The sequence below is a fragment of the Nocardioides sp. P4_G4 genome, assembly GCF_056401085.1.
In genome coordinates, this window is record NZ_JBFUKA010000050.1 from 23,325 (window position 1) to 45,776 (window position 22,452).

23 protein-coding genes are annotated in these 22,452 nt (G+C 72.8%); 14 read left to right on the forward strand and 9 right to left on the reverse strand.

The window, feature by feature from the left end:
- Positions 1–49 precede the first annotated feature (49 nt).
- The gene (gene gndA, locus AC1DQF_RS12925) at positions 50–1,504 is read left to right on the forward strand and encodes an NADP-dependent phosphogluconate dehydrogenase (protein ID WP_477525625.1); all 1,455 of its coding nucleotides are present in this window, start codon (positions 50–52) and stop codon (positions 1,502–1,504) included.
- 15 nt (positions 1,505–1,519) lie between these two features.
- Here the strand turns inward: gndA and AC1DQF_RS12930 are convergent, their stop codons facing one another.
- From AC1DQF_RS12930 to AC1DQF_RS12940, 3 genes are read right to left on the reverse strand one after another with little or no spacing between them, the layout of a single operon-like run.
- Positions 1,520–2,623 (reverse strand): zinc-binding dehydrogenase, encoded by a 1,104-nt coding sequence (locus AC1DQF_RS12930; RefSeq protein WP_477525626.1) that lies wholly within the window; start codon positions 2,621–2,623, stop codon positions 1,520–1,522.
- Positions 2,624–2,662: 39 nt separating this feature from the next.
- Complete coding sequence (locus AC1DQF_RS12935) at positions 2,663–2,890, reverse strand: biotin/lipoyl-binding carrier protein (protein WP_477525627.1); 228 nt, start codon at positions 2,888–2,890, stop codon at positions 2,663–2,665.
- A 31-nt stretch (positions 2,891–2,921) separates the two neighbouring features.
- Positions 2,922–3,956, reverse strand: a complete 1,035-nt coding sequence (locus AC1DQF_RS12940) for a hypothetical protein (RefSeq protein ID WP_477525628.1) — start codon at positions 3,954–3,956, stop codon at positions 2,922–2,924.
- A gap of 295 nt (positions 3,957–4,251) precedes the next feature.
- Here AC1DQF_RS12940 and mobA point away from each other — a divergent pair, with 295 nt between their 5' ends.
- The 4 genes from mobA to AC1DQF_RS12960 all read left to right on the forward strand — a co-directional run bounded on the left by mobA (position 4,252) and on the right by AC1DQF_RS12960 (position 6,952).
- Positions 4,252–4,830 (forward strand): molybdenum cofactor guanylyltransferase, encoded by a 579-nt coding sequence (gene mobA, locus AC1DQF_RS12945; protein WP_477525629.1) that lies wholly within the window; start codon positions 4,252–4,254, stop codon positions 4,828–4,830.
- Between the two features lie 61 nt (positions 4,831–4,891).
- Complete coding sequence (locus AC1DQF_RS12950; RefSeq protein WP_477525630.1) at positions 4,892–5,218, forward strand: DUF6457 domain-containing protein; 327 nt, start codon at positions 4,892–4,894, stop codon at positions 5,216–5,218.
- Between the two features lie 50 nt (positions 5,219–5,268).
- Entirely contained in the window at positions 5,269–6,237 is a 969-nt protein-coding gene (locus tag AC1DQF_RS12955; RefSeq protein WP_477525631.1) for an NAD(P)H-quinone oxidoreductase, read from the forward strand.
- 73 nt (positions 6,238–6,310) lie between these two features.
- The gene (locus tag AC1DQF_RS12960) at positions 6,311–6,952 is read left to right on the forward strand and encodes a bacterial proteasome activator family protein (protein ID WP_477525632.1); all 642 of its coding nucleotides are present in this window, start codon (positions 6,311–6,313) and stop codon (positions 6,950–6,952) included.
- 18 nt (positions 6,953–6,970) lie between these two features.
- Here AC1DQF_RS12960 and AC1DQF_RS12965 read toward each other — a convergent pair whose 3' ends face one another.
- Genes AC1DQF_RS12965 through serS form a run of 4 tightly spaced genes read right to left on the reverse strand, consistent with a single transcriptional unit; the run spans position 6,971 to position 10,525 of the window.
- Positions 6,971–7,567: a hypothetical protein gene (locus tag AC1DQF_RS12965; protein WP_477525633.1), complete on the reverse strand. Its 597-nt coding sequence runs from the start codon at positions 7,565–7,567 to the stop codon at positions 6,971–6,973.
- A gap of 5 nt (positions 7,568–7,572) precedes the next feature.
- Positions 7,573–8,382, reverse strand: coding sequence for an HAD family hydrolase (locus AC1DQF_RS12970; protein ID WP_477525634.1), 810 nt, complete (start codon positions 8,380–8,382; stop codon positions 7,573–7,575).
- Complete coding sequence (locus AC1DQF_RS12975) at positions 8,379–9,245, reverse strand: HAD family hydrolase (protein ID WP_477525635.1); 867 nt, start codon at positions 9,243–9,245, stop codon at positions 8,379–8,381. Before AC1DQF_RS12975 ends, AC1DQF_RS12970 begins: the two co-directional genes overlap by 4 nt.
- Entirely contained in the window at positions 9,242–10,525 is a 1,284-nt protein-coding gene (gene serS / locus AC1DQF_RS12980) for a serine--tRNA ligase (RefSeq protein WP_477525636.1), read from the reverse strand. The genes AC1DQF_RS12975 and serS overlap by 4 nt, the downstream gene beginning before the upstream one ends.
- Before the next feature lie 40 nt (positions 10,526–10,565).
- On the opposite strand from serS, the gene AC1DQF_RS12985 reads away from it, so the two are divergent.
- The gene (locus AC1DQF_RS12985; RefSeq protein ID WP_477525637.1) at positions 10,566–12,143 is read left to right on the forward strand and encodes a bifunctional phosphatase PAP2/diacylglycerol kinase family protein; all 1,578 of its coding nucleotides are present in this window, start codon (positions 10,566–10,568) and stop codon (positions 12,141–12,143) included.
- A 145-nt stretch (positions 12,144–12,288) separates the two neighbouring features.
- Here AC1DQF_RS12985 and AC1DQF_RS12990 read toward each other — a convergent pair whose 3' ends face one another.
- Positions 12,289–12,687: a DUF4446 family protein gene (locus AC1DQF_RS12990; protein ID WP_235537185.1), complete on the reverse strand. Its 399-nt coding sequence runs from the start codon at positions 12,685–12,687 to the stop codon at positions 12,289–12,291.
- A 70-nt stretch (positions 12,688–12,757) separates the two neighbouring features.
- On the opposite strand from AC1DQF_RS12990, the gene AC1DQF_RS12995 reads away from it, so the two are divergent.
- The 8 genes from AC1DQF_RS12995 to AC1DQF_RS13030 all read left to right on the forward strand — a co-directional run bounded on the left by AC1DQF_RS12995 (position 12,758) and on the right by AC1DQF_RS13030 (position 20,416).
- Positions 12,758–13,630: a prephenate dehydratase gene (locus AC1DQF_RS12995; RefSeq protein WP_477525638.1), complete on the forward strand. Its 873-nt coding sequence runs from the start codon at positions 12,758–12,760 to the stop codon at positions 13,628–13,630.
- Positions 13,631–13,939: 309 nt separating this feature from the next.
- Positions 13,940–14,656 (forward strand): nickel pincer cofactor biosynthesis protein LarB, encoded by a 717-nt coding sequence (gene larB / locus AC1DQF_RS13000; protein WP_477525639.1) that lies wholly within the window; start codon positions 13,940–13,942, stop codon positions 14,654–14,656.
- Entirely contained in the window at positions 14,653–15,837 is a 1,185-nt protein-coding gene (gene larC, locus AC1DQF_RS13005; protein ID WP_477525640.1) for a nickel pincer cofactor biosynthesis protein LarC, read from the forward strand. The genes larB and larC overlap by 4 nt, the downstream gene beginning before the upstream one ends.
- 9 nt (positions 15,838–15,846) lie before the next feature.
- Positions 15,847–16,449 (forward strand): TMEM165/GDT1 family protein, encoded by a 603-nt coding sequence (locus tag AC1DQF_RS13010; RefSeq protein ID WP_477525641.1) that lies wholly within the window; start codon positions 15,847–15,849, stop codon positions 16,447–16,449.
- On the forward strand, positions 16,416–17,573 hold the full coding sequence (locus tag AC1DQF_RS13015; RefSeq protein ID WP_477525642.1) for a GNAT family N-acetyltransferase: 1,158 nt from the start codon (positions 16,416–16,418) through the stop codon (positions 17,571–17,573). Before AC1DQF_RS13010 ends, AC1DQF_RS13015 begins: the two co-directional genes overlap by 34 nt.
- 59 nt (positions 17,574–17,632) lie before the next feature.
- Positions 17,633–18,859, forward strand: a complete 1,227-nt coding sequence (locus AC1DQF_RS13020) for an arginine deiminase (protein WP_477525643.1) — start codon at positions 17,633–17,635, stop codon at positions 18,857–18,859.
- 91 nt (positions 18,860–18,950) lie between these two features.
- Complete coding sequence (locus AC1DQF_RS13025; RefSeq protein ID WP_477525644.1) at positions 18,951–19,325, forward strand: cyclic nucleotide-binding domain-containing protein; 375 nt, start codon at positions 18,951–18,953, stop codon at positions 19,323–19,325.
- Between the two features lie 143 nt (positions 19,326–19,468).
- A complete protein-coding gene (locus tag AC1DQF_RS13030) occupies positions 19,469–20,416 on the forward strand; it encodes an adenylate/guanylate cyclase domain-containing protein (protein WP_477525645.1) in 948 nt (315 codons plus the stop codon).
- 121 nt (positions 20,417–20,537) lie between these two features.
- Here AC1DQF_RS13030 and AC1DQF_RS13035 read toward each other — a convergent pair whose 3' ends face one another.
- Positions 20,538–21,986, reverse strand: a complete 1,449-nt coding sequence (locus tag AC1DQF_RS13035; protein ID WP_477525646.1) for a CBM96 family carbohydrate-binding protein — start codon at positions 21,984–21,986, stop codon at positions 20,538–20,540.
- Between the last annotated feature and the right edge of the window lie 466 nt (positions 21,987–22,452).

Genomic DNA, 22,452 nt, shown 5'->3' on the forward strand with positions numbered 1-22,452 from the left:
GGTGGGTGACGCACGGAATAGGTCCGCGCCCGGAGAGGTTGGGCGAGACATGTCCAACGAGCACGCTCGAGCGACCATCGGCCTCACCGGCCTGGCGACCATGGGGCGCAACCTGGCCCGCAACATCGCCCGGAACGGCCACACCATCGCGGTGCACAACCGCACGACCGCGCGGATGACCGCGCTGCTCGACGACGTCGGCGACGAGGGCGACTTCGTCGGCGCCGAGTCGCTGGAGGAGCTCGTCGCCGCCGTCGCGCAGCCACGCGCCATCGTCATCATGGTCAAGGCCGGCGAGGCCACCGACGCCGTGATCGACGAGCTGGTGCCCCTGCTGGACGAGGACGACATCGTCGTCGACGCCGGCAACGCGCACTTCACCGACACGGTCCGACGCCAGGAGGCGCTGGCCGAGAAGGGCCTGCACTTCGTCGGCATGGGCGTCTCGGGCGGCGAGGAGGGAGCGCTCAACGGCCCCTCGATCATGGTCGGCGGCTCGGAGCACGCCTACGAGCGGCTGCGCCCGGTGGTCGAGTCCATCGCCGCGGTCGTGGACGGCACCCCCTGCTGCGCCCACGTCGGCCCCGACGGCGCCGGCCACTTCGTGAAGATGGTGCACAACGGCATCGAGTACGCGGACATGCAGCTCATCGCGGAGTCCTACGACCTGTTGCGCTCGGTGCTCGGCCTGGAGCCCGCGCAGGTCGCGGACATCTTCGAGGAGTGGAACGGCGGCGACCTCGAGTCGTTCCTCATCGAGATGACCGCCGACGTGCTCCGCCACACCGACGCCGAGACCGGCCACGCGTTCGTGGACGTCGTGCGCGACGCCGCGGAGCAGAAGGGCACCGGCCGCTGGACGGTGCAGAACGCCCTCGAGCTCGGCGTACCGGTCACCGGCATCGCCGAGGCGACCTTCGCCCGCTCGCTGTCGGGCCACACCGAGCAGCGCGCCGCGGCCCGCAAGGTCTTCGCCACCGACCCGGAGTCGCAGCGCGTGGACGTCGACCGCGACACCTTCGTCGACCAGGTCCGCGCGGCGCTCTACGCCTCCAAGGTGGTCGCCTATGCGCAGGGGTTCGACCAGATCGCGGCGGGCGCGGAGGCGCACGGCTGGGACATCGACCTCGGCGAGGTCGCCACCATCTGGCGTGGCGGCTGCATCATCCGGGCGCAGTTCCTGGACCGGATCAAGGAGGCGTACGCCGACGAGCCCGACCTCACCACGCTGCTCACCACGCCGTACTTCGCCGACGCGGTGAAGGACGGCGTGGACGCCTGGCGCGAGGTGGTAGCGACCGCGGCGCGCGGCGGCGTACCGACCCCGGCGTTCTCCTCGTCGCTGGCCTACTTCGACGGCCTGCGGCGCGACCGGCTGCCGGCGGCGCTCATCCAGGCGCTGYGCGACAACTTCGGCGCGCACACCTACGAGCGGGTCGACCGCGAGGGCACGTTCCACACCCGGTGGGCGCAGGACGGGCGCCCGGAGGAGTCGACCGGCTGATCGGCCCGCACGCCCTCAGTCGAAGAGGATGACCTGGCGGATCGCGTGACCGTCGGCGAGCTGGTCCATGCCCTCGTTGATGTCCTCGAGCGCGACGTGGGACGACACGAGGTGCTCGACCGGCAGCCGTCCGGCGCGCCACAGGGCGGCGAAGACAGGGATGTCGCGGCTCGGGACGGCCGACCCGAGGTAGCTGCCGATGATGGTGCGGCCCTGGGCGACCAGCGCGAGCGGCGAGACGGTGGCCGTGTCGTCAGGGGCGGGCAGGCCCACGGTGACGGTCCGTCCGCCGGGTGCGGTGAGGTYGATCGCCGCCTCGAAGGCGCGGGCGCGACCGACGCACTCGATGACGACCTCGGCCTTGAGCCCCTGCGCGATCGCCTCGTCGGGGGTGAGCGCGTCGTGGGCGCCGAGGCGCCGGGCGGTCTCGAGCTTCTCCGGCAGCGTGTCGACACCGACGACGCGTACGCCGTCCTGGGCGAGCGCGGTGAGCACCGCGGCCATCCCGACTCCCCCGAGGCCCACCACGGCGACGGTCTGCCCCGGCGTGGGCCGTCCGGCGTTGAGGACCGCGCCCCCACCGGTGAGGACGGCGCACCCGAGCACCGCGGCGATCTCGGCGGGAACGTCGTCGTCCACGGCCACCACGGACGTCTCGTGCACGACCGCGTGGTCGGCGAAGCCGGAGACCCCGAGGTGGTGGAACACGTCGGCGCCGTCGCGGTGCAACCGCCGGGCTCCGCCGATGAGGTGGCCGGCGTTGTTGGCCGCGCTGCCCGGGACGCACGGGGCGAGCCCGTCGGTGGCACACGCAGCGCACTCGCCACAGCGCGGCAGGAAGGTCATCACCACCCGGGTGCCGACCTGCACCGTCGTCCCGGGTCCGGCCTCGACGACCCGCCCCGCGGCCTCGTGCCCGAGCAGCATGGGCACCGGGCGCACCCGGTTGCCGTCGACGACCGAGAGGTCGGAGTGGCACAGGCCGGCAGCCTCCACCCGCACGAGCAGCTCGCCGGGTCCGGGCGGGTCCAGCTCGAGTTCACTGATGGTGAGGGGACGGGACTCGGCGTAGGGGCGCGAGGCCCCGATCGACTCCAGGACTGCACCGCGGATCAGCATGGGGCCTACTGTGCCGCACGCGACCCGGCGGTGACGCAGTCAGTCCAGGACGACGAGCGGGTCGCCCTCCTGGACGACGTCGCCGGCAGTGACCTTGATGGCGGTCACCATGCCCGCGCGCTCGGCGAGGACCGGGATCTCCATCTTCATCGACTCCAGCAGGATGACGGTGTCCCCCTGGGCGATGGTGTCGCCGACCTCGCAGGACACGACAAGGACGTTGGCCACCATCTCGGCGAGGATCTCGGTGGACTGGGAGCGGGCCATGCGAGCGAACCTAGCCGTTACCGGGGCGTACTCAGAGCTCCGCGAGGCGCGAGGGCTCGGGGCGGTGTGCCTCGGCCTCCTCCGCGCGTCGTCCGCGACGACCGCGGGGACCGGTGAGGGCGAGGTCGACGCGCACCACGAGATAGCCGAGCAGCAGGCCGGGGACGAGTGAGTACGCCGCCCGCAGCCCGGCCTCGAGGAAGCTGCCGTCGGGGTCGAGCAGGCCCTGGGACAGCGGGATCGTGGCAGTGACGCCGAAGGCGCAGACCCACCAGCCCTGGCGACGGCGGGCACGCATGTGGGTGCCCCACACGAGCGCCGGGATGCCGAGGAGCACCACGAGCGGGCGCGGGAAGGCTCCGATCCGCTCGGTGGTCCAGTCGACGAAGTCGAGGGCGGACTGCACGACCGACCCCGCGCCGTACCGACGCAGGAGCTCGGCGTAGGCCAGCGTGAGGACCAGGAGGACCGCGCCCACCAGGACCGCGACGAGGCCGCGCCGACCGAGGCCGTGGAGACCGGCACCGAGGCGGTAGACGAGGGCGAAGACCAGCAGCAGCCCCAGCAGCAGCGACGCGTAGTCGAAGCGCGGCACCGTGACCGTGGGCTCGAAGCCGACCACCGCCAGCGCGGTGACTCCCGCCAGGACGGTGGCGACGAGGACCTCGCGGCAGGCGCGCCAGTAGGTGGCCGCGGGGACGGTCAGCATCACCGCCAGCACGCCGCCCGCTACGGAGGTCAGGACCGCGGCACCCGTGCGCAGCACGGGGGTGTCGACGGTGACCGCGAGGACACCGATCGCCAGCGCCAGGACGACCGTGACCCACGGGCGGCCACCGGTGCGCACCGCCAGCGCCCAGCAGAGGACCGTGGCCACGGCGATCGCGCCGGCGCCGTCGATCCACTCCGGCCCCAGGCCCGCCGCGGACGTGACCAGCACCGCCACCCCGGCCAGCAGCACCAGCCCGGCCAGCAGCCACAGCAGCCCGCGGGTGCGAGGAGAGACCTCCGGTTCGGGGTCCGGGTCGGACGGGGGTGCCGCAGGGTCGGCCGGGCGGTCGCCCACCGGGCGATGGGGCGGAGGGGCGACCTGCGGCTCGACGGGCGCTGCCGAGGACTCGGTCCCGCGAGCGGGCCTGTCCTCGGGACGCGGACGGGCCTCCTCCCGGATCGGCTCACCGGGGGGCTCGTGGGGCCCGGTCCCGGCGCTCGTCGACGGACCGGGACGCCACCTCGACGGCGGCCTCTCGGCGATGCGGCGGCCCTTCACGGGCCCCCGAGAAGGGGAAGACACGGCCCGAAGGTTACCGCGCGGGGCACCGGGACCCCGCCGGGAGGACACCGCTGGGAGACTCGGCGGCATGGCACTGGACGTGGGCGCGGCGGGCTTCTGCGGGGTCGTCCTCGCGGGCGGTACGGCGGCACGCATGGACGGCATCGACAAGGCCGGGCTCGAGCTCCGCGGGCGGACCCTGCTGGACCGCACCGTCGACGCCTTCCTCGACGCCGACGAGGTGGTCGTGGTCGGCCCCCGGTCGGTGCCGACGTCGCGTCCGGTGACCTTCACCCGCGAGGACCCACCCAGCGGCGGCCCCGTGGCCGGGCTGCTCACCGGCGTCGACGCCCTGCTGCGCACGCCGTCCCTGGTCGGCGTGCTGGCGGTGGACATGCCGCACGTGACGGCGTACACGGTGCGACGACTCCGGGACGCGGCGTCCGGGCGGGACGGCGCCTTCCTGGTGGATCCCGACGGGCGCCGACAGCTCGCGGGTGTCATCCACGCCGACCGTCTCGCTGCCGTGCGGCCCGACCTCGAGCACCAGCACGGGATGTCCCTGCGTGCCCTCCTGGTCGACCTGGATCTCGCGGACGTGCCGGCCGACGGCGCGGAGGCGCGCGACGTGGACACCTGGGCGGACTGGCGCGACCTGCAGGCGTGACACGCGGGCGACGTCGGCAAGGTACTTGCACGCCGAATCCTCCCGGGTGGAGATTGAGGGTGTGAACCTCCACGACTGGATCGATGAGCTGTGCGACGTGCTCGACGTCGAGACCGAGGTGGACGAGGGCCTCGTGCTCGACCTGGCGCGTACCTCGGCCAGGAACGTGCAGAAGACCGCGGCGCCCGTCACCGCCTACCTGCTCGGGGTGGCCGTCGGCGCCCGGGACGCCGACCCGGAGGAGATCGAGCGCCTGGCCGCCCTCGCCCAGGGCCTCGCCGAGCGCTGGGAGCGCCCCGCCGGTGCCCCGGACCCCGACGACGTCGACGACGAGGTCCCCGACGACTCGACCGTCGACCACACGGGCGAGGACTTCGAGGAGGAGTAGGTCGACCGACCTGCCGGCCCGGCTTCCGGACGGGCTGGCATGGTGGACCCATGCGAGCCGTCATCGCCTCCGGCACCGGAGGTCCCGAGGTCCTGTCCGTGGGCGAGGTGCCCGACCCGACGCCCGGTCCCGGCGAGGTCCTGGTCGCCGTAGCGGCCACCGCCGTCAACCGCGCCGACACCCTGCAGCGCCAGGGCTTCTACCCCCCTCCCCCCGGAGCCTCCGACGTCATCGGGCTGGAGTGCAGCGGCACCGTCGCGGCACTCGGTGAGGACGTCGAGGGCTGGGCCGTGGGCGACGAGGTCTGCGCACTGCTCGCCGGCGGTGGCTACGCGGCGTACGTCGTGGTGCCCGTGGGGCAGCTCATGCCGGTGCCCGCCGGGATCTCGCTCGTCGAGGCGGCGGCGCTGCCCGAGGTGGCCTGCACCGTGTGGTCCAACGTCTTCATGGTCGCCGGGCTCCAGCCGGGCGACCGGTTCCTGGTGCACGGCGGCTCCGGCGGCATCGGCACCATGGCCATCCAGCTGGCCACCGCGACGTCGGCGAAGGTCTTCGCCACGGCCGGCAGCGCCGAGAAGCTCGCGGCCTGCGCCGAGCTGGGCGCCGACGTGACGATCAACTACCGCGAGGAGGACTTCGTGGAGGTGGTCAAGCACGACGGGGGCGCCGACGTCATCCTGGACAACATGGGCGCCTCCTACCTGGGGCGCAACGTCGACGCGCTGGCCACCGAGGGCCGCCTGGTCATCATCGGGATGCAGGGCGGCGCCAAGGGCGAGCTGGACATCAACGCGCTGCTCCGCAAGCGCGGCGCCGTGATCGCCACCTCGCTGCGGGCCCGCCCGACCGACGACAAGGCCGCCATCTGCGCCTCCGTGGTGGAGAACGTCTGGCCCCTCGTCGCCGACGGCACGGTCCGTCCGATCGTGCACACGACGATGCCGCTCGAGGACGTCGCGACCGCGCACGCCCTGATGGAGTCGAGCGACCACATCGGCAAGATCGTGCTCACCCTCTGAGGACCGGCCGGGCGCCCCGGGGTCGTCAGCAGGGCCCGGGGCACGCGTGCGACCCGCGGCTAGGGTGGACGGCATGAGCGATCAGCAGGGCAGCCCCCAGCACCAGCCGGGCCACGACGACCCCTCCGGCGAGGAGCAGGTGGTCGTGGTCGGCCCCGACGGACGCCCCGTCGGGACGATCCCGGTCAGCGCGCTCCCCCCGATGCCCGCCGCCGACGCCGAGCAGTCCGAGGACGGCCAGCGACACATCACCGAGCTGGTCGAGCAGCCCGCCAAGGTCATGCGGATCGGCTCGATGATCCGCCAGCTGCTCGAGGAGGTGAAGGCGGCTCCCCTCGACGAGGCCAGCCGCAACCGCCTCAAGGAGATCCACCAGGCCTCCATCAAGGAGCTCGAGGCCGGGCTCGCGCCCGAGCTGGTCGAGGAGCTCGACCGCCTCACGCTCCCCTTCACCGAGGACAGCACCCCCTCCGAGGGCGAGCTGCGGATCGCCCAGGCCCAGCTCGTGGGCTGGCTCGAGGGGCTGTTCCACGGCATCCAGACCGCGATCTACGCCCAGCAGATGGCCGCCCGCGGCCAGCTCGAGCAGATGCGCCGCGCGCTGCCCCCGGGCATGCACCCCGACGGTCAGGCCGCCTCCCAGCCCCAGGGGATGCCGACCATGCCGACCGGCGAGCCGTCGGCCCCGGGCGAGTCCGGCGGGATGTACCTCTGAGCCCGCCCCCGGAGGGCGTCAGCCCCGGCGACCCAGCCGTGCGACGACGACGAGTCCGAGCAGGCTGAGGATGAACAACGCGGCCCCGGGCGCCGCCAGCCGTGCCAGCGACGCGGGTGGTGACTCCTCGACGCGGGTGAGCGTGGCCGTCGGGGGCGGGGGCGGCAGCACGGCCTGACCGGTGCCGAGGATGCCCTCGATCTGGGCCACACGGTCGGCATTGACCTGACCGGTGCCGTCACAGCTGTTGGCGACGTACGGCGGGGCGTCCCCGCGCACGATGAAGAGGTAGTCGTTGCCCGGCTTGGGCTCGCCGATCCCGCACGCGGTGGTCTGGCGGGCCGTCGTCACGCTCGTGCTGCGCTCGACGGTGCCCTTGTAGACCCGGGTGGCGGTCACGGCCATCTCGTACTGCTGGTCGACCTGGGTGACCCCGTCGACCGTGCCGATGAACACGGCGTCCGCGCGGGACGTCTGGCGCTCGGCGTCGGCCGGCTGGCAGGTGCACGCCGAGGCCGGCGCCTGCACGGCCAGCACCATGCCGCCCACCACGAACACGCAGGCCAGGAGCGCGCGCAGCAGGCGCGGCAGCACGGCCGGGAGGCGGGAGGACATGCGCGTCACCCTACCGACAGGTCGAACACCCGGCTGAGCACCTCGGCGACGCCGTCCTCGTCGTTGCGAGGAGCCGTGTGGTCGGCCAGCGCGATCACCGTCGCGTGCCCGTTGGCCATCGCGTACGACGTCCCGGCCCACTCCAGCAGCGGCAGGTCGTTGGGCATGTCGCCGAAGGCGATCACCTCGTCGGGGCTCGCGCCGAGCTCGGCGACCAGGGTCGCCAGCGTGGTGGCCTTGGTGACCCCTGCCGCACTGATCTCCACGAGGGTCCCGGTCGACGACCAGGTGGTGACGACCCGCTCCCCGACGACCTCCGCGACGCGCCGCCAGTAGTCCTCGGGACCCATCTCGTCATGCCGTGCGAGCAGCTTGACCACCGTGTCGTCGGCGATCTCCTCGAGCGTGCCGGTGGGGACGTCGGGCACCGTGTTGACCTTCAACCGCGGCATGAAGTCGTGCTCGCGCGCGAAGCCGGTCGTCTTCTCCAGGGCGAACGTGGACCCCGGGATCTCGCTGCGGATCGCCGCACCCACGTCCAGCAGCACCTCGGCGGGGATGGTCCGCGCGGTCCGGACGGCGCGGCGGGCGACGTCGTACACGATGCCGCCGTTGCTGCAGATCGCCAGGCCGTGCCCACCGACCTCCTCCCACAGCTGCTCCATCCAGCGCATGGGCCGCCCGGTGGTGAAGACCACGGGTACGCCGAGCTCGTCGAGCGCCGCGAGCACCGCTCGGGTGCGGTCGGTGACGGTGCCGTCGGTGTGGAGCAGGGTGCCGTCGAGGTCGGTGGCGACCAGGCGGGGTCGCGTCACGAGTCGGACCCGTGGGGCGAGGAGGGCACCCCGGACCCGTCGCCGAACCACCGGGAGAGCTCGACCGCGGCCCCGTCGTCGTACACCGTGTCGGTCACGAAGTCGGCGGCGTCCCGGACCTCCTGGACGGCCTGCCCCATGGCGACGCCGCGACCGGCCCACCGAAGCATCTCGATGTCGTTGCGACCGTCCCCGATGGCCAGCACGTCGCGGGCCTCGACGCCGAGCTCGTCGGCGACGTGCTGCAGGCCGGAGGCCTTGTGCACGCCCTGCGGGGAGAGGTCGAGCCAGGCGGTCCAGCCGACGACGTAGCCGATGGAGTGCAGCCCGAGCGTGTCGGCCAGCTCGACGAAGTCGTCGGCGGTCGCGTCGGGGTCGCGGATGATGACGCGGCTGACCGGGTGGCCGACGATCTCGTCGACGTCGGTGATGATAATCTCGCCGGACAGCTCGCCCTCGGGGAAGTGCCGGTTGACGCGGTAGCCCACGCCCCGCTCCTCGACCGCGACCAGCGCGTTGGGGTGGCGCTCGAGCACGGCGGCGACCGCGGGCGCGGCGTCGAAGGTGTCCTCGTGCACCACCACCACCGGCGGGTAGCGGAAGACCACGGCGCCGTTGGACGCCACGATCCACAGCGGCTCGTGGTCACCGTCGTGGATGTCGAGCAGGTCCGCGATCATCGTCATGCCGTGCGGGGAGCGACCGCTCGCCAGCACGATGTGGGCGCCGGCGGCCCGGGCGCGCTGGACGGCGTCGTACAGCGCCGGCGAGACCTGCTCGTAGGTCTGGCCGGAGCCCTCGACCCAGGCGAGCAGCGTGCCGTCGATGTCGAGCGCGACCAGCCGCGGCACCCAAGCGCTCACGCGCGGTCCCCCACCGGCTGCAGGGGCTCCAGGACCTCGAGGCCCCCGAGGTAGGGCCGGAGCGCCTCGGGCACGGTGACCGACCCGTCGGCGTTCTGGTGCGTCTCGAGGATCGCCACGATCGTGCGGGTGATGGCCGTCAGGGTGCCGTTGAGCGTCGCGACCGGCGCGATGCCGTCGGCCGTGCGCTGGCGGGTGTCGAGGCGACGTGTCTGGAAGTCGGTGCAGTTGGACGTCGAGGTGAGCTCGCGGAACTTGCCCTGGGTGGGGATCCACACCTCGCAGTCGAACTTGCGGATCGCCGACAGGCCGAGGTCGCCGGCCGCCACGTCGATGACGCGGTAGGCCAGCCCGAGCTTGTCGAGGAACTCCTTCTCCCAGGCCAGCAGCCGCTGGTGCTCGGCGTACGACTCCTCGAGCGTCGTGTAGACGAACATCTCGACCTTGTCGAACCAGTGGACGCGGATGATCCCCTTGGTGTCCTTGCCGTGCGAGCCGGCCTCCTTGCGGAAGCACGGGCTGAACGCGGCGTAGCGCAGCGGCAGCGACGCGCCGTCCAGGATCTCGTCGGAGTGGTAGGCCGCCATGGCTACCTCGCTGGTGCCGACGAGGTACATGTCCTCGCCCTCGATGCGGTAGACGTCGTCGGCGGCCTGGCCGAGGAAGCCGGTGCCCTCCATCGCGCGCGGCTTGACCAGCGACGGGGCGATCACCTGGGTGAAGCCGGCCTCGCGGGCCTGGTCCATCGCCATGCTGACCAGGGCCAGCTCGAGGCGGGCGCCGATGCCGGTCAGGAAGTAGAAGCGCGAGCCCGACACCTTGGCGCCGCGCTCGAGGTCGATGGCGCCGAGGATCTTGCCGAGCTCGATGTGGTCGCGAGGCTCGAAGTCGAACTCGCGCGGCGTACCGACGTGCTCGATGGTGGCGAAGTCCTCCTCCCCGCCCGCCGGGGCCTCGTCGGCGGCGACGTTGGGGATCGAGCGCAGCGCGTCGTCCCACTCCTGCTCGGCGGCGTTCTGGGCGGCCTCGAGCTCCTTGACGGCCGAGGCGAGGTCCTTGACCTGCGCGAGCAGGGCCTGCTTCTCCTCACCCTGGGCCTGGGCGACCTGCTTGCCCATCGCCTTCTGCTCGGCGCGACGGTTCTCGTAGGCCGCGATCGCCGCGCGGCGGGACTCATCGGCGGACAGGGCCCAGTCGACCACGTCGGGGGAGAGTCCGCGCTTGGCCTGGGCGGCGCGCACGCGGTCGGGATCGTCTCGGAGCAGGCGGGGGTCAATCACAAAGGAGAGGCTATCCGCAGKAGCCCGGCATACTGGCGCGGTGCTCGACCGCCCCCGCCACGTGACCCTCCTCTGGGCTGCCGGTTTCGCCCTCGCCTTCGCCGTGATCGCGTGGATGGTGGCCCAGCAGGACCGCTCCCCGCTCGACAGCATCGACACCTGGGGCCGCAACGCCGAGGACTGGGCCGACGGCCACCAGCACCTGCTGACCTTCCTCAGTGTCTTCGAGCACGCGTTCGGCACCATCGGGATGACCGTGCTCACGGTGCTGCTGGCCGGCGCGCTGCTCTACAACAAGCACCGTCGGGCCGCGCTGTTCACGGTGCTCGTGATGATCACGACGTCGCTGATCACCACCGGCCTCAAGCTGACCCTCGCGAGGTCCCGCCCCGAGTGGCAGATCTCGTCCGACTTCCTGGAGAGCAAGTCGTTCCCGTCGGGCCACGCCTCGTCCGTCACCGCGTACGCCGCCATCCTGGCCCTGCTGGCGCTGATGCTGCTGCGCCGCTCCGGCCTGCGCCGCTGGGCGTACGCCGGGTGCGTGCTGCTCGTGCTCGTCACCTGGGCCGACCGGGTGATGCTCGGGCGGCACTACCCGACCGACGTGGTCGGCGGGTCGCTCCTCGGCCTGGCCGTGACGCTGCTGTTCATCGCGCTGGTCAACCCCCTGCCCCGCGGCCACGCCGTCCACGAGGTGCCGCTCCCGGAGGTCTTCGAGAGCGAGCGTCGGCTCGCGGTCGTCCTCAACCCGATCAAGGTCGAGGACGTCGGGGCGTTCCGCGCGATCGTGACCTCGATGGCCGCCGAGTCCGGGTGGTCGGAGCCGAGCTGGCACTACACGACCATCGAGGACCCGGGCACCGGGATGGCCGAGAAGGCCTCCGTCGAGGGGGCGGACCTCGTCCTGGTCTGCGGCGGCGACGGGACCGTCCGCGAGGTGTGCGCCGAGCTGGCGGGCACCGGCATCCCGGTCGGGATCATCCCCGCCGGCACCGGCAACCTGCTCGCCCGCAACCTCGACATCCCCCTCTACATCCGCTCGGCGATCGACGTGGCCCTCAACGGCCAGGACCGGGCCATCGACCTCGTCGACGTGAGCGGCGACGGGATCGAGGACACCCACTTCATGGTGATGGCCGGCATGGGCTTCGACGCCGCGCTGATGGAGGGGGTCAACGACGACATCAAGGCCCGGGTCGGCTGGCTGGCCTACGTCATCTCGGGGCTCCGGTCGCTGATGTTCCCCGCGGTGAAGATCGAGGTGCAGGTCGACGACGAGGAGCCCACGGTCCACCGGGCCCGCACGGTCGTCGTCGGGAACGTCGGCTACCTCCAGGCCGGCATGCCGTTGCTGCCGGACGCGGCGATCGACGACGGCGTGCTCGACGTGGTGATCCTGCACCCCAAGCGCTTCCTGTCCTGGATCCCGCTGGCCGTGCGGGTGCTGGCCAAGCGCGCCAAGACCGACGAGCTGATCAACCGGATGACCGGGCAGCGGGTCGTCCTGCGCGCCTCCTCCGACACCCCCCGCCAGCTCGACGGCGACTCGATCGGGGCCGGTCGCGAGCTGCGGATGTCGTGCGTGCACGGGCGGCTGCTGGTCCGCGTCCCCCGCTGACGAGGGGCAGCGCTGACGCCCTTTTCGGGGTAGTCCGTGACGTTCGGACGCCTGTCGCGGCCGTTTCGGGGTCCGAACGTCACGGATCACGGACTACCCGGAGGTGGACGCGTTTGGCGAGGCGCAGGACCGCGGTGCCGACGCGTCAGCCTCGGGCGTGGGCAATCGCCTCGTCCTCCTCGGGCGAGAGCGGCTGCTCGCAGGTCCAGCCGGTGATGTTCTTGGCGTAGGTGCGGGCCTCGCTGCGCCCGTGGATCGAGGTCAGGACCACGCCGTGGCCGGCGTCGTCGAGCAGCGCGAGGCTCCAGCTGAGGTGACCGCCCACGTCGCCGAAGGCGTCGTACCGCACGACCGAGAGGTGGCGCAGCGCGTCGCCGGCCTCAGCCTTGAGCGCTGCGACCTCCTGCCGCAGCCCGTGGACGTCCTCGGGGAGGGCGTCGGCCGACGGACGAGCGCCGGCGGCCGCCGTACGACGCAGCGCGACGACGGCGAGCACGACGGCGAGGAGGGCGAGCACGAGGGCGATCGAGGCGAGGATCCACACGGGGCCGACCCTATGGCGGGCGCTGAGACGAGGCGGTCGCGACACGGGACCGCGTGCCAGACTCCGAGCCGTGACGTCCATCGCGCCCAGCACCGCCTCGAGCCGGGGCGCCCGGCGGATCGCCTACCAGGGCGAGCCGGGGGCCAACTCCCACCTGGTCTGCCAGCAGGCCTACCCCGACTGGGAGGCGCTGCCCTGCGCGTCGTTCGAGGACGCGTTCGCGGCCGTCGAGAACGGTGACGCCGACCTGGCGATGATCCCGATCGACAACTCCATCGCCGGCCGGGTCGCCGACATCCACCACTTTCTGCCGACCAGCGGCCTGCACATCGTGGGCGAGCGGTTCCTGCGCATCCAGTTCGCCCTGATGGCCACCCCGGGTGCCGACGTGGCCGGGCTGCGGACCGTGCACAGCCACGTGCACGCCCTCGGACAGTGCCGCGGGGTGATCCGCGAGCTCGGGCTGACCCCGATCGTGTCCGGCGACACCGCCGGGGCGGCCCGGGAGGTCGCCGAGGCCGCCGACCCCACCCAGGCAGCGATCGCACCGCCACTGGCCGCGGAGATCTACGGCCTGGAGGTGCTGCGCGACGAGATCGAGGACGAGGACCACAACACGACCCGCTTCATCGTCCTGTCGCGGGACTACGACGAGGCGCCGCGGGGCGACGGGCCCATCGTCACCACCTTCATCTTCAACGTCCGCAACCTGCCGGCCGCGCTCTACAAGGCGCTGGGTGGCTTCGCGACCAACGGCGTCAACATGACCAAGCTGGAGAGCTACATGGTGGACGGCCACTTCACCGCGACCCAGTTCCTCGCCGAGGTCGACGGCCATCCCGACGACCCGGGCGTGCGCAACGCGCTCGAGGAGCTGGAGTTCTTCACGACCGAGGTCAAGGTGCTGGGGGTCTACCCGGCCGACGCCTTCCGGGCGGGGTAGGAGTCCGGGGGGCTCCCTCCTCAACCAACGGCGGCGGCCGGCTCCACTCAGGCGCAACTGGCGGCTGGCGACAGGCCCTTCGGCGCAACTGGCGGCGGGCGACAGGTCTGAGGCCGATACCCCTGTCGTACGCCGCCAGTTGGCGCGCCCCCGCTCGCGAGTCCCCCGAGACACGTCGTACGCCGCCAGTTGGTGCGTCGCCCCGGGAACCGACGCCCGCCTCGACCGGCGGTGGCGGGACGCCGGCCTCGACCGGGAGTGGCGCGGGCGCCCTCCACCACCGGCGGGCACGGCGCTAGCGTTGTGCGCGTGAGTGAGACCCCCGGTCCCGACCAGCGCACGGCCGACCTCGGCTTCGCGCGCGTCGACCTCGAGCGCGCGGCCCGCACCGGTGACCCGGAGGTCGTGTACGGCGCCGGCAAGACCCCCGAGCAGGTGGCCGCGATCCTGACCACCCTGCACGCGAGCCACCCCGACCGCGCCGTGCTGGCCACCCGCCTCTCCCCCGAGGCGATGGAGGCCGCCCGCGACGCCGGCGCGACGGTCCACGAGACCGCCCGCGCGGCCACCCTGGGCCCGCTGCCCGTCCCGCACGGTCGGGTCGGGGTCGTCAGCGCCGGCACCTCCGACGCCCCGGTCGCCGCCGAGGTGGCGCTCACCGTCGCCTGCCACGGCTCGGAGCCGGTCGAGATCCGCGACGTCGGCGTGGCCGGCCTGCACCGACTGATGGCGGTGCGGGACCGGCTCGACGAGGTCGACTGCCTCGTCGTCGTCGCCGGCATGGAGGGCGCCCTGCCGTCCGTGGTCGGCGGCCTCACCGGGACGCCGCTCATCGCGGTCCCCACCAGCATCGGGTACGGCGCCTCCTTCGGCGGCCTGGCCGCCCTGCTGGGCATGCTCAACTCCTGCGCCCCCGGCGTGACGGTGGTCAACATCGACAACGGGTACGGCGCCGGTGTGGCCGCCGCCCGCATCGCCCGTCGGGTCGGGACTCCTGCGGGCCCCACCGACGGGGCGACCCGATGACCGTCTGGGTCGACGCGTCCGCCGGTGCCAGCGGCGACATGCTGCTCGGCGCCCTCCTCGGGGCCGGGGTGCCCCTCGCCGTCGTGCGCAGCGCGGTCGACGCGGTCGCACCCGAGCCGATCGCGCTGGCCCCGGAGACCGTCAGCCGCAACGGCTTCGCCGCCACGCGCTGCCACGTCGAGATCGCCGACAGCGAGCACCACCGCAGCTGGCGCGACATCCGCGGCCTGCTCCAGCGGGCCGAGCTCGAGGAGGACGTCCGCGAGAGTGCGAGCCGTACCTTCGAGCGCCTCGCGGTCGCCGAGGCCCGGGTGCACGGCGCCGACCCGCTCGACGTCGCCTTCCACGAGGTCGGGGCGCTCGACGCGATCGCCGACGTCGTGGGCGTGTGCGCCGGCTTCGCCTGGCTGGCCACGCACGTCGGCGGGCCCGTGGTGGTCTCGCCCGTGGCGGTGGGGACCGGGACCGTCCGCGGGGCGCACGGCACGATGCCGGTGCCGCCGCCCGCGGTGGCCGAGCTGCTGCGCGGCGTACCGTCGCTCGCCGGTCCCGGCAGCGCCGAGTCCTGCACACCCACCGGCGCGGCGCTGCTGACCACCCTCGCCGACTCCTGGGGACCACAGCCGGCCATGACGGTGGCGGAGATCGGGATCGGGGCCGGCGGCCGCGACCCGGACACCCACGCCAACGTGCTGCGGATCCTCACCGGCAGCTCCCCCGCCCCGGACGCGGGACCGCTGCTCATCGAGTCCAACATCGACGACCTCGACCCCCGCGTCTGGCCGTCGGTCATCACGGCACTGTTCGCCGCGGGGGCCAGCGACGCGTGGCTCACCCCCATCCTCATGAAGAAGGGGCGTCCGGCCCACACGCTCTCGGTGCTCACCTCGTCGACGCGCGCCGAGGACGTGCGCGAGGCGCTGTGGCGACACACCTCGACGATCGGCGTCCGCGAGACCCGGCTGGCCAAGCACGCGCTCGACCGCGAGATGGTGGCCGTCGAGGTCGCGGGCCAGGAGATCGCGGTCAAGCTGGCCCGGCACGCCGGTGAGGTGGTCAACGCCCAGCCCGAGTGGGAGGACGTCGCGCGGGCCGCGACCGCGCTGGGCCGCCCGGCCAACGACGTGCTCGCCGACGCCATCGCCGCCACCCGGGCGCTGCTCGGCCGAACGCCCACCTAGGCTGTGCCGGTGGATCTCGTCGTCGTCGCCCTCACCTTCGCCGCCATCTTCGTGGTGGAGCTGCCGGACAAGACCTTCATCGCGACCCTGGTCCTCTCGACCAAGTTCCGGCCGCTGTTCGTGTGGATCGGTGTCGGCCTGGCCTTCCTGGTCCAGACCCTCATCGCCGTCCTGCTCGGCAAGGCCGCCAGCTTCCTGCCCGAGACAGTGGTCCACGTCGCGGCCGCCCTGATGTTCCTGATCGGTGCAGTGGTCCTGCTGCGCGAGGCCCGTTCCGCCGACGCCGCCGAGGCGGACGAGGAGGAGGACTTCGCCGCGAAGGCCGGCGAGGCGCAGGGCCTCAAGGTGATCCTCACCAGCTTCTTGGTGCTCTTCGCCGCCGAGTGGGGCGACCTGTCGCAGCTGCTGACCCTGTCCCTGGTCGCCAAGTACGACGACCCGGTGAGCGTCTTCATCGGCGCCTGGGGCGCCCTGCTCGCCGTCAGCGGCCTGGCCGTGATCGTCGGGCGGGTGCTGCTGAGCCGGGTCAGGCTCAGCGTGCTCCACTACCTGGGTGCGGCCGTGTGCCTGCTCATGGCATGTTTGACCGTGTGGGAGATGACCCGGGTCTGACGCCTGGCGGGCCGGCCGCTGCGGAGGTGCGGCGCCGCTACCTCGAGGTCAACGGCGAGCACCCGATGTCCGAGGTGGACGACACCTACGTGCGCACGGGGTTCGTCCCGGCCAGCGCCGAGCAGCTGGAGCTGATGGCCGCCGGCCTGGTCCCGCTGCCGTCCTACCACCTCTCCGACGGCACCCCGATGGTCCCCCGCGACCACCTCGACCCGATCGCGTGGGCCGGCGGTCCGGAGCGGCTGCACGACTGGTTCGTCGGCTACTGGGCCCCGGACGCGCAGGTGGACGCCGAGGAGGCGTGGGCGGCGTACCTCTCCGGGCAGTGCGTCGGCCTGCGGCACGTCACCCCCCTCACCCTCCGCGACGAGGCCCGGTGGAGCGCCCAGCTCGACGCCGGCCTGGCGAGGTTGGGCGAGACCCCGCGCGACCACGTCGGCCGCGGGATGGTCGGCGAGGCGATCGCCCGGCTCGAGGACCTGCTCCTGCCCCGGACGTCGTACGACGACCTGCGCTTCGGGCGCCGACCGGGCACCTGGCAGCGGGTCCAGCAGGCCCGCGAGGACCTCACCCCGCCGCTGCCCGAGCTCCCGATCCGCACCGAGCGGCTGGTCCTGCGGCGCGCGACCATGGACGACGCCGACGACATGTACGCCTACTACGGCCGTGCCGACGTCACCGAGCACCTCCTCCACGAGGTGTTCACCCGTCCCGAGATCGACGACGTGCTGCGCCGCCGTCTCACCGGGCCGCGCGACCACCTGGCCTGCAACCTCTTCATCGAGCTCGAGGGCCGGGTGGTGGGCGACCTGGTGCTCTTCCTCAAGGGCGAGGGCCACGACATGGCCGAGATCGGGTGGGTGCTCAACCCCGACGTCGGCGGGCGGGGCATCGCCACCGAGGCGGCCACCGCGATGATCGACCTGGCCTTCGGCCACTATGGCGTGCACCGGCTGTACGCCGACCTCGACACCCGCAACGCGCGCTCGGCCGCCCTGGCCCGACGGCTCGGGATGCGGCGGGAGATGGACGCGCAGGGCGACTTCTGGTCGAAGGGCGAGTGGACCGACTCGCAGCGCTGGGCGGTCCTCGCCGAGGAGTGGGCGGCGCGGCGTACCCCTTGATCGGCGCGGTCGCCGCGGCAGCGGTGGGCGCACCCGCCCGGGGCCACTACAGTCAGCGCATGGTTGAAACCCACGGCGCCGACAGCGAGGTCGGCACGCTCCGGACCGTCATGCTCCACCGTCCCGGCCCCGAGCTGAAGCGACTGACGCCGCGCAACAACGACAAGCTGCTGTTCGACGGCATCCCGTGGGTGAGCCGGGCCCAGGACGAGCACGACGCGTTCGCCGACACCCTGCGCCAGCGCAACGTGGAGGTGCTCTACCTGACCGAGCTGCTCACCGAGACGCTGGAGAGCGAGAGCGCGCGCAACCACGCGATCACCTCCGCTCTCAGCGGGCTGCACCTCGGCGACACCCTGCGTCGCTACCTCGCGACCGCTCTGCGCGACTCGACCCCGGCCGAGCTGACCCAGGTGCTGACGGCGGGCATCCGCAACGACGAGGTGCGCGGCGGCCACGGCCTGGTGACCAGCCTGCTGAGCCCGTACGACTTCCTCATCGACCCGCTCCCCAACCTGCTGTTCACGCGCGACTCCAGCGTGTGGATCCGCGACCGGGTGGCCGTCACCAGCCTTGCCATGCCGGCGCGCAAGCGCGAGACCCAGCTGACCGAGCTGATCTACACCGAGCACCCGCGCTTCGCTGGACAGACCCGCAAGATCCACGGCTGGCACAACGAGCACGTCGAGGGCGGCGACGTGCTGCTGCTGTCCCCCGGCGTCATCGCGGTCGGGGTCGGGGAGCGTACGACGCCCGCAGGCGTCGAGCGCCTGGCCCGTCAGGTCTTCGACGCCGACCTCGCGCACACCGTGCTGGCGGTGCCGATCGCGCAGGAGCGGGCGACCATGCACCTCGACACCGTCTGCACGATGGTCGACGTCGACAAGGTCGTGATGTATCCCAACGTCGCCCACACCCTGACCGCCATCCCGGTCACGGTCGCCGACTGGGGCTCGGCCGACTCCGACATGGTCCTCGCCGTCGCCGAGCCGGAGCCCTTCCTGGTCGCGGCCGCCAAGGCCATGCAGATCGACACCCTGCACCAGATCGACACCGGCCTCGACCCGGTCACCGCCGAGCGCGAGCAGTGGGACGACGGCAACAACACCCTGGCCCTGGCGCCGCGGGTGGCCGTGGCCTACGAGCGCAACGACGAGACCAACGACCGCCTCGAGGAGGCGGGCATCGAGGTCGTCCGCATCGCCGGTTCCGAGCTCGGCTCCGGCCGCGGCGGCCCGCGGTGCATGTCGTGCCCGGTCTCGCGCGAGCCGCTGCCGGTCGACTGACCCGACGCGGCGCAGGTCACGCATCACGTCGGGGGCGCTCACTCGTTGGAGGGTCGAACCCCCGACGTGTGCACCCAGAGAGGCACCACGCATGAGCACTTCGATCTTCGACGGCCTGTCCCCGCGCGAGGTGGCCAGGATCAGGTCCGCCGGCACTCCGATCACCCTCCCGCAGGGCTGGTCCCCCATCTCGGAGCGGACTCCGGCCGACAAGGCCTACATCCTGGAGGAGGGTGAGGTCTCCGTACGCCGCGGCGGCCAGGAGGTCGCCGTCCTGGGACCGGGCCAGATCCTCGGCGAGGCGGCGATCCTCAACCACTCGCTGCGCACCGCCAGCGTGGTGGCGCTGACCCCGCTGCGCGTCATCCACTTCAGCGGGGAGGTGCTGGAGCGCCTGGTCGGCGAGGTGCCGGCCTTCGGCGAGGCGGTGCGGTCGGCGACCGCCGAGCGTCAGGGCCCGTCCTGACCGACGAGCTTCCGCCGTCCCCGTCGCCCGACGACCGGACGGCCGGCGCGGGGGATCCGCCACCGGCGGCGGTCCTGGCCGACGCGTACGACGACGTCGAGGCGTTCCTCCTCGGCGGGCCGCCGAGCCTGACCCGGGTCGAGGTGGCCGAGCGGGCCGGGGTCCCCCTCTCGGTGGCCACCGAGCTGTGGCGGCTGMTCGGCTTCGCCCACCGGGGCGACGACGACGTGGCCTTCACCGACAGCGACGTACGGGCCCTCGAGCTCACTGCCGACCTGCGCCGCATCGGCATCCTCGGCGAGGACTCGCAGGCCGCCCTGGTGCGCACCTGGGGTCGCAGCTACGCGCGGCTGGCCGAGTGGCAGACCAGCCTCCTCGCCGGCCTGGCCGTCGAGGGTGCGGAACCCGACGTGCGGATGGCCGAGCTCGCGGCCGGTGTGCTGCCGCGGGTCGAGGCGCTCCAGTCCTACGTGTGGCGCCGGCACCTGGCCAGCGCCGCCAGCCGGCTGCTGTCGGTCGAGTCGAGGGAGGCGACCAGCACCGAGATGGCCGTCTGCTTCATCGACATCGTCGGCTACACCACGCAGAGCCAGAACCTCGACGAGGGCGAGCTCGTCGCATGGATCGAGCGCTTCGAGCAAGAGGCGACCGGCATCGCCGTCGACCACGGCGGGCGGGTCATCAAGACCATCGGCGACGAGATCCTGGTGACCGCCGACGACCCGCACGCGGCCGTGAGGATCGCGCTGGAGCTCACCGGGCGCGGCCTCGACGAGGACGACCCCTTCCCCGCCGTGCGGGCCGGGCTGGCCTTCGGGCCCGTCGTGAGCCGTCTCGGCGACGTCTTCGGCCCGACGGTCAACATCGCCGCCCGGCTCACCTCGGTGGCCCGCCCGGGCACCGTGGTCGTCGACCGGGGGATGCACGACGCGCTCGCGCCCCCGCCCGACGAGACCGACCCGGGCCCGGAGCCGGCCGAGGCCCAGGACCTCGAGCCCCCGGCGTACCGGCTCAAGCGGCTGCGTCGCGTCTCGGTCAAGGGGTACTCGCGCCTCGAGGCGTGGAGCCTGCGCCGGCCGCGGCAGGGCTGACGTACAGACTCGGCGGTCAACGAACCGGAAAGGCCCCCACCACCTCGGGTCGCGAGGTGCTGGGGGCCTTCGTCAGTCCGTGCTGTGCGGCGCTATCGGGCGCAGGTCACGCCCGGGAGGTTCAACGCATCGCGCGAGCGTCGGCCTTGGTCTTCTGGTAGGCGGTGATGCGGTCGCCGGCCAGGGGAGCGTAGGAGCCGCCCTGGGAGTTCCAGGCGAGGCCGAACCACAGCTCGGGGGTCGACAGGATGCTCTCGCCGGCCTCCGCGATGGCCTGGGCCGTGAAGCCGTTGTACTCGCCGAGCCCGAGGGGGGTGTCGGGGTGACCGACGGAGTCCATCCACGAGGCGAGCAGCGGGACGGCGCGGGCCGGGAGCGAGTCGCCGGGGGCGTCGACGCTGCCGGACTGGTAGGAGTCCACGGCCACGAACTCCCACTTGTTCAGCAGGGTGGCGTCGGTGTACGACGCGAACTCGGCGACCTGACGGTCCAGCAGGAACCCGTTCAGGATGGGGCCGACGGCGATGTCGGGGGCGTCCACGAGGTTGAAGAACCGCAGGCTCGCGGCCCGGAACACGGCCGGGTCCATGTCGCCGCGCGGCTCGTGCCAGAACGTGGCGGTCACCGGGGCGTCGAGGCTGGTGAGCTGCGAGCGCAGCGTGGTCAGCCACGCGTCGTAGCCACCGTTGGCCAGGGTCGCCGGGTCGGGGACCTTGTAGGAGATGACCGGCATCATGCCGTCGGCGATGGCCTCCTTGATCAGCGACAGCTGGTTGGAGCCGCTGGAGGAGAGGTCAGCGAAGATGCGGCGGGCCTTGACGCCGTTGGCGCCGACCTCCTGGATGCGCTGGGCCCACATGCTGGACGGCGCGCTCATCCCGATCACCTTGGGGGCGACGGGGGTGACGGGCGGGAAGGTGGAGCTGGACGGCGGGGTCGTCGGGCTCGTCGGGCTCGTCGGCGGCGTCGTCGGGCTCGTCGGCGGGGTGGTCGCCGGCGGGGTGTCGGTGTTCACGGCCGAGGTGCTCACGCGCAGCGCCGGGCGGTTGGCCGCGGTGCCGGTCTCGCTCGAGGCGAACGAGAGGGCCTTGGTGGCCGTCGTCTCGACGCGCAGGCTCAGGACCTCGCCGGGGGTGACGAGCGACGGGTCCAGGGTGATCGTCTCGGTGCTGCCGGCGACCAGGGCGTCGGACGACCCCAGCCGGGTGCGCTCGGTGGGCTTCGTGGACCAGTTGATGGTCTGCTCGGCCCAGCTGGCGCCGGTGCGGTAGACGGTGACACCGCGGCTGGAGGAGACGCTCGGACGCAGTCGCAGCGCGATCGAGTCGAGGTCCTCACCAGCGGCGACGGCCGGCACGGTGAACTTCAGGAACGCCTGCTTGGTGCGAGCGGCACGCCCGTCGACCTGAAGGCTGGTGCTGGAGCCGTAGTTGGCTCCGCTCTTCGCCGCGTCGACGTGGGCGTCGACCGAGGCGGTCGCGTCGCTGGTCGCCGCCTGCGCGGCCGGGGTCGCGATGGCGAGTCCGGCAAGACCGGTGACGAACGCCAGGGCGGTGGATGTTCTCTTCATGTTGGGGGACAACTTCTCGAACACTTTCCTGTGGGGGGACTGRCCGTGCGGGGGCACGACCAGGTGCGCGTCATCCGGCGCTCCGCAAGGCGGAGCCCCGTCGGGGGGGCGCGCGAAGTTCCGGACGTGCATGCACGTCCGGCACAGCGGTGATCTCCCGCGCCGCATCGAGCGGCAGGAGACGAACGCACGGTCGGCATCACCCGCGACAGCGGGGAGCACGTTGGCGCTCGGTGTGAACTTGTTCGTGATCCCGGGGGATCGGAGGGGGGTAGGGGGACGGTGCGCGCTGCGAAGCATGTGGTGCACGCGACGCTCACCTTGTGACGGACTTGACAGTAACTTGCCGTCGGCATGAGTCAAATTTCGCGCAGACCCTCCCCTGGGGGGTGCCCACGCGGCGTCAGGCGGGGCTCAGGCGGGATAATGGCCCGTTCGGGCGTGCTCACGGTGTGACGAGTGCCAC

Excerpts from the sequence above, each read along its gene's own strand:
- AC1DQF_RS12965 (WP_477525633.1), bottom strand. The coding sequence starts at position 7,567 with ATGTCCTCCCGCCTCCCGGCCGTGCTGCCGCGCCTGCTGCGCGCGCTC.
- AC1DQF_RS13015 (WP_477525642.1), top strand. The coding sequence starts at position 16,416 with ATGTTTGACCGTGTGGGAGATGACCCGGGTCTGACGCCTGGCGGGCCG.
- AC1DQF_RS12960 (WP_477525632.1), top strand. The coding sequence starts at position 6,311 with ATGAGCGATCAGCAGGGCAGCCCCCAGCACCAGCCGGGCCACGACGAC.
- mobA (WP_477525629.1), top strand. The coding sequence starts at position 4,252 with ATGGCACTGGACGTGGGCGCGGCGGGCTTCTGCGGGGTCGTCCTCGCG.
- AC1DQF_RS12955 (WP_477525631.1), top strand. The coding sequence starts at position 5,269 with ATGCGAGCCGTCATCGCCTCCGGCACCGGAGGTCCCGAGGTCCTGTCC.
- larC (WP_477525640.1), top strand. The coding sequence starts at position 14,653 with ATGACCGTCTGGGTCGACGCGTCCGCCGGTGCCAGCGGCGACATGCTG.
- AC1DQF_RS12935 (WP_477525627.1), bottom strand. The coding sequence starts at position 2,890 with ATGGCCCGCTCCCAGTCCACCGAGATCCTCGCCGAGATGGTGGCCAAC.
- AC1DQF_RS13020 (WP_477525643.1), top strand. The coding sequence starts at position 17,633 with ATGGTTGAAACCCACGGCGCCGACAGCGAGGTCGGCACGCTCCGGACC.
- AC1DQF_RS13035 (WP_477525646.1), bottom strand. The coding sequence starts at position 21,986 with ATGAAGAGAACATCCACCGCCCTGGCGTTCGTCACCGGTCTTGCCGGA.
- AC1DQF_RS13025 (WP_477525644.1), top strand. The coding sequence starts at position 18,951 with ATGAGCACTTCGATCTTCGACGGCCTGTCCCCGCGCGAGGTGGCCAGG.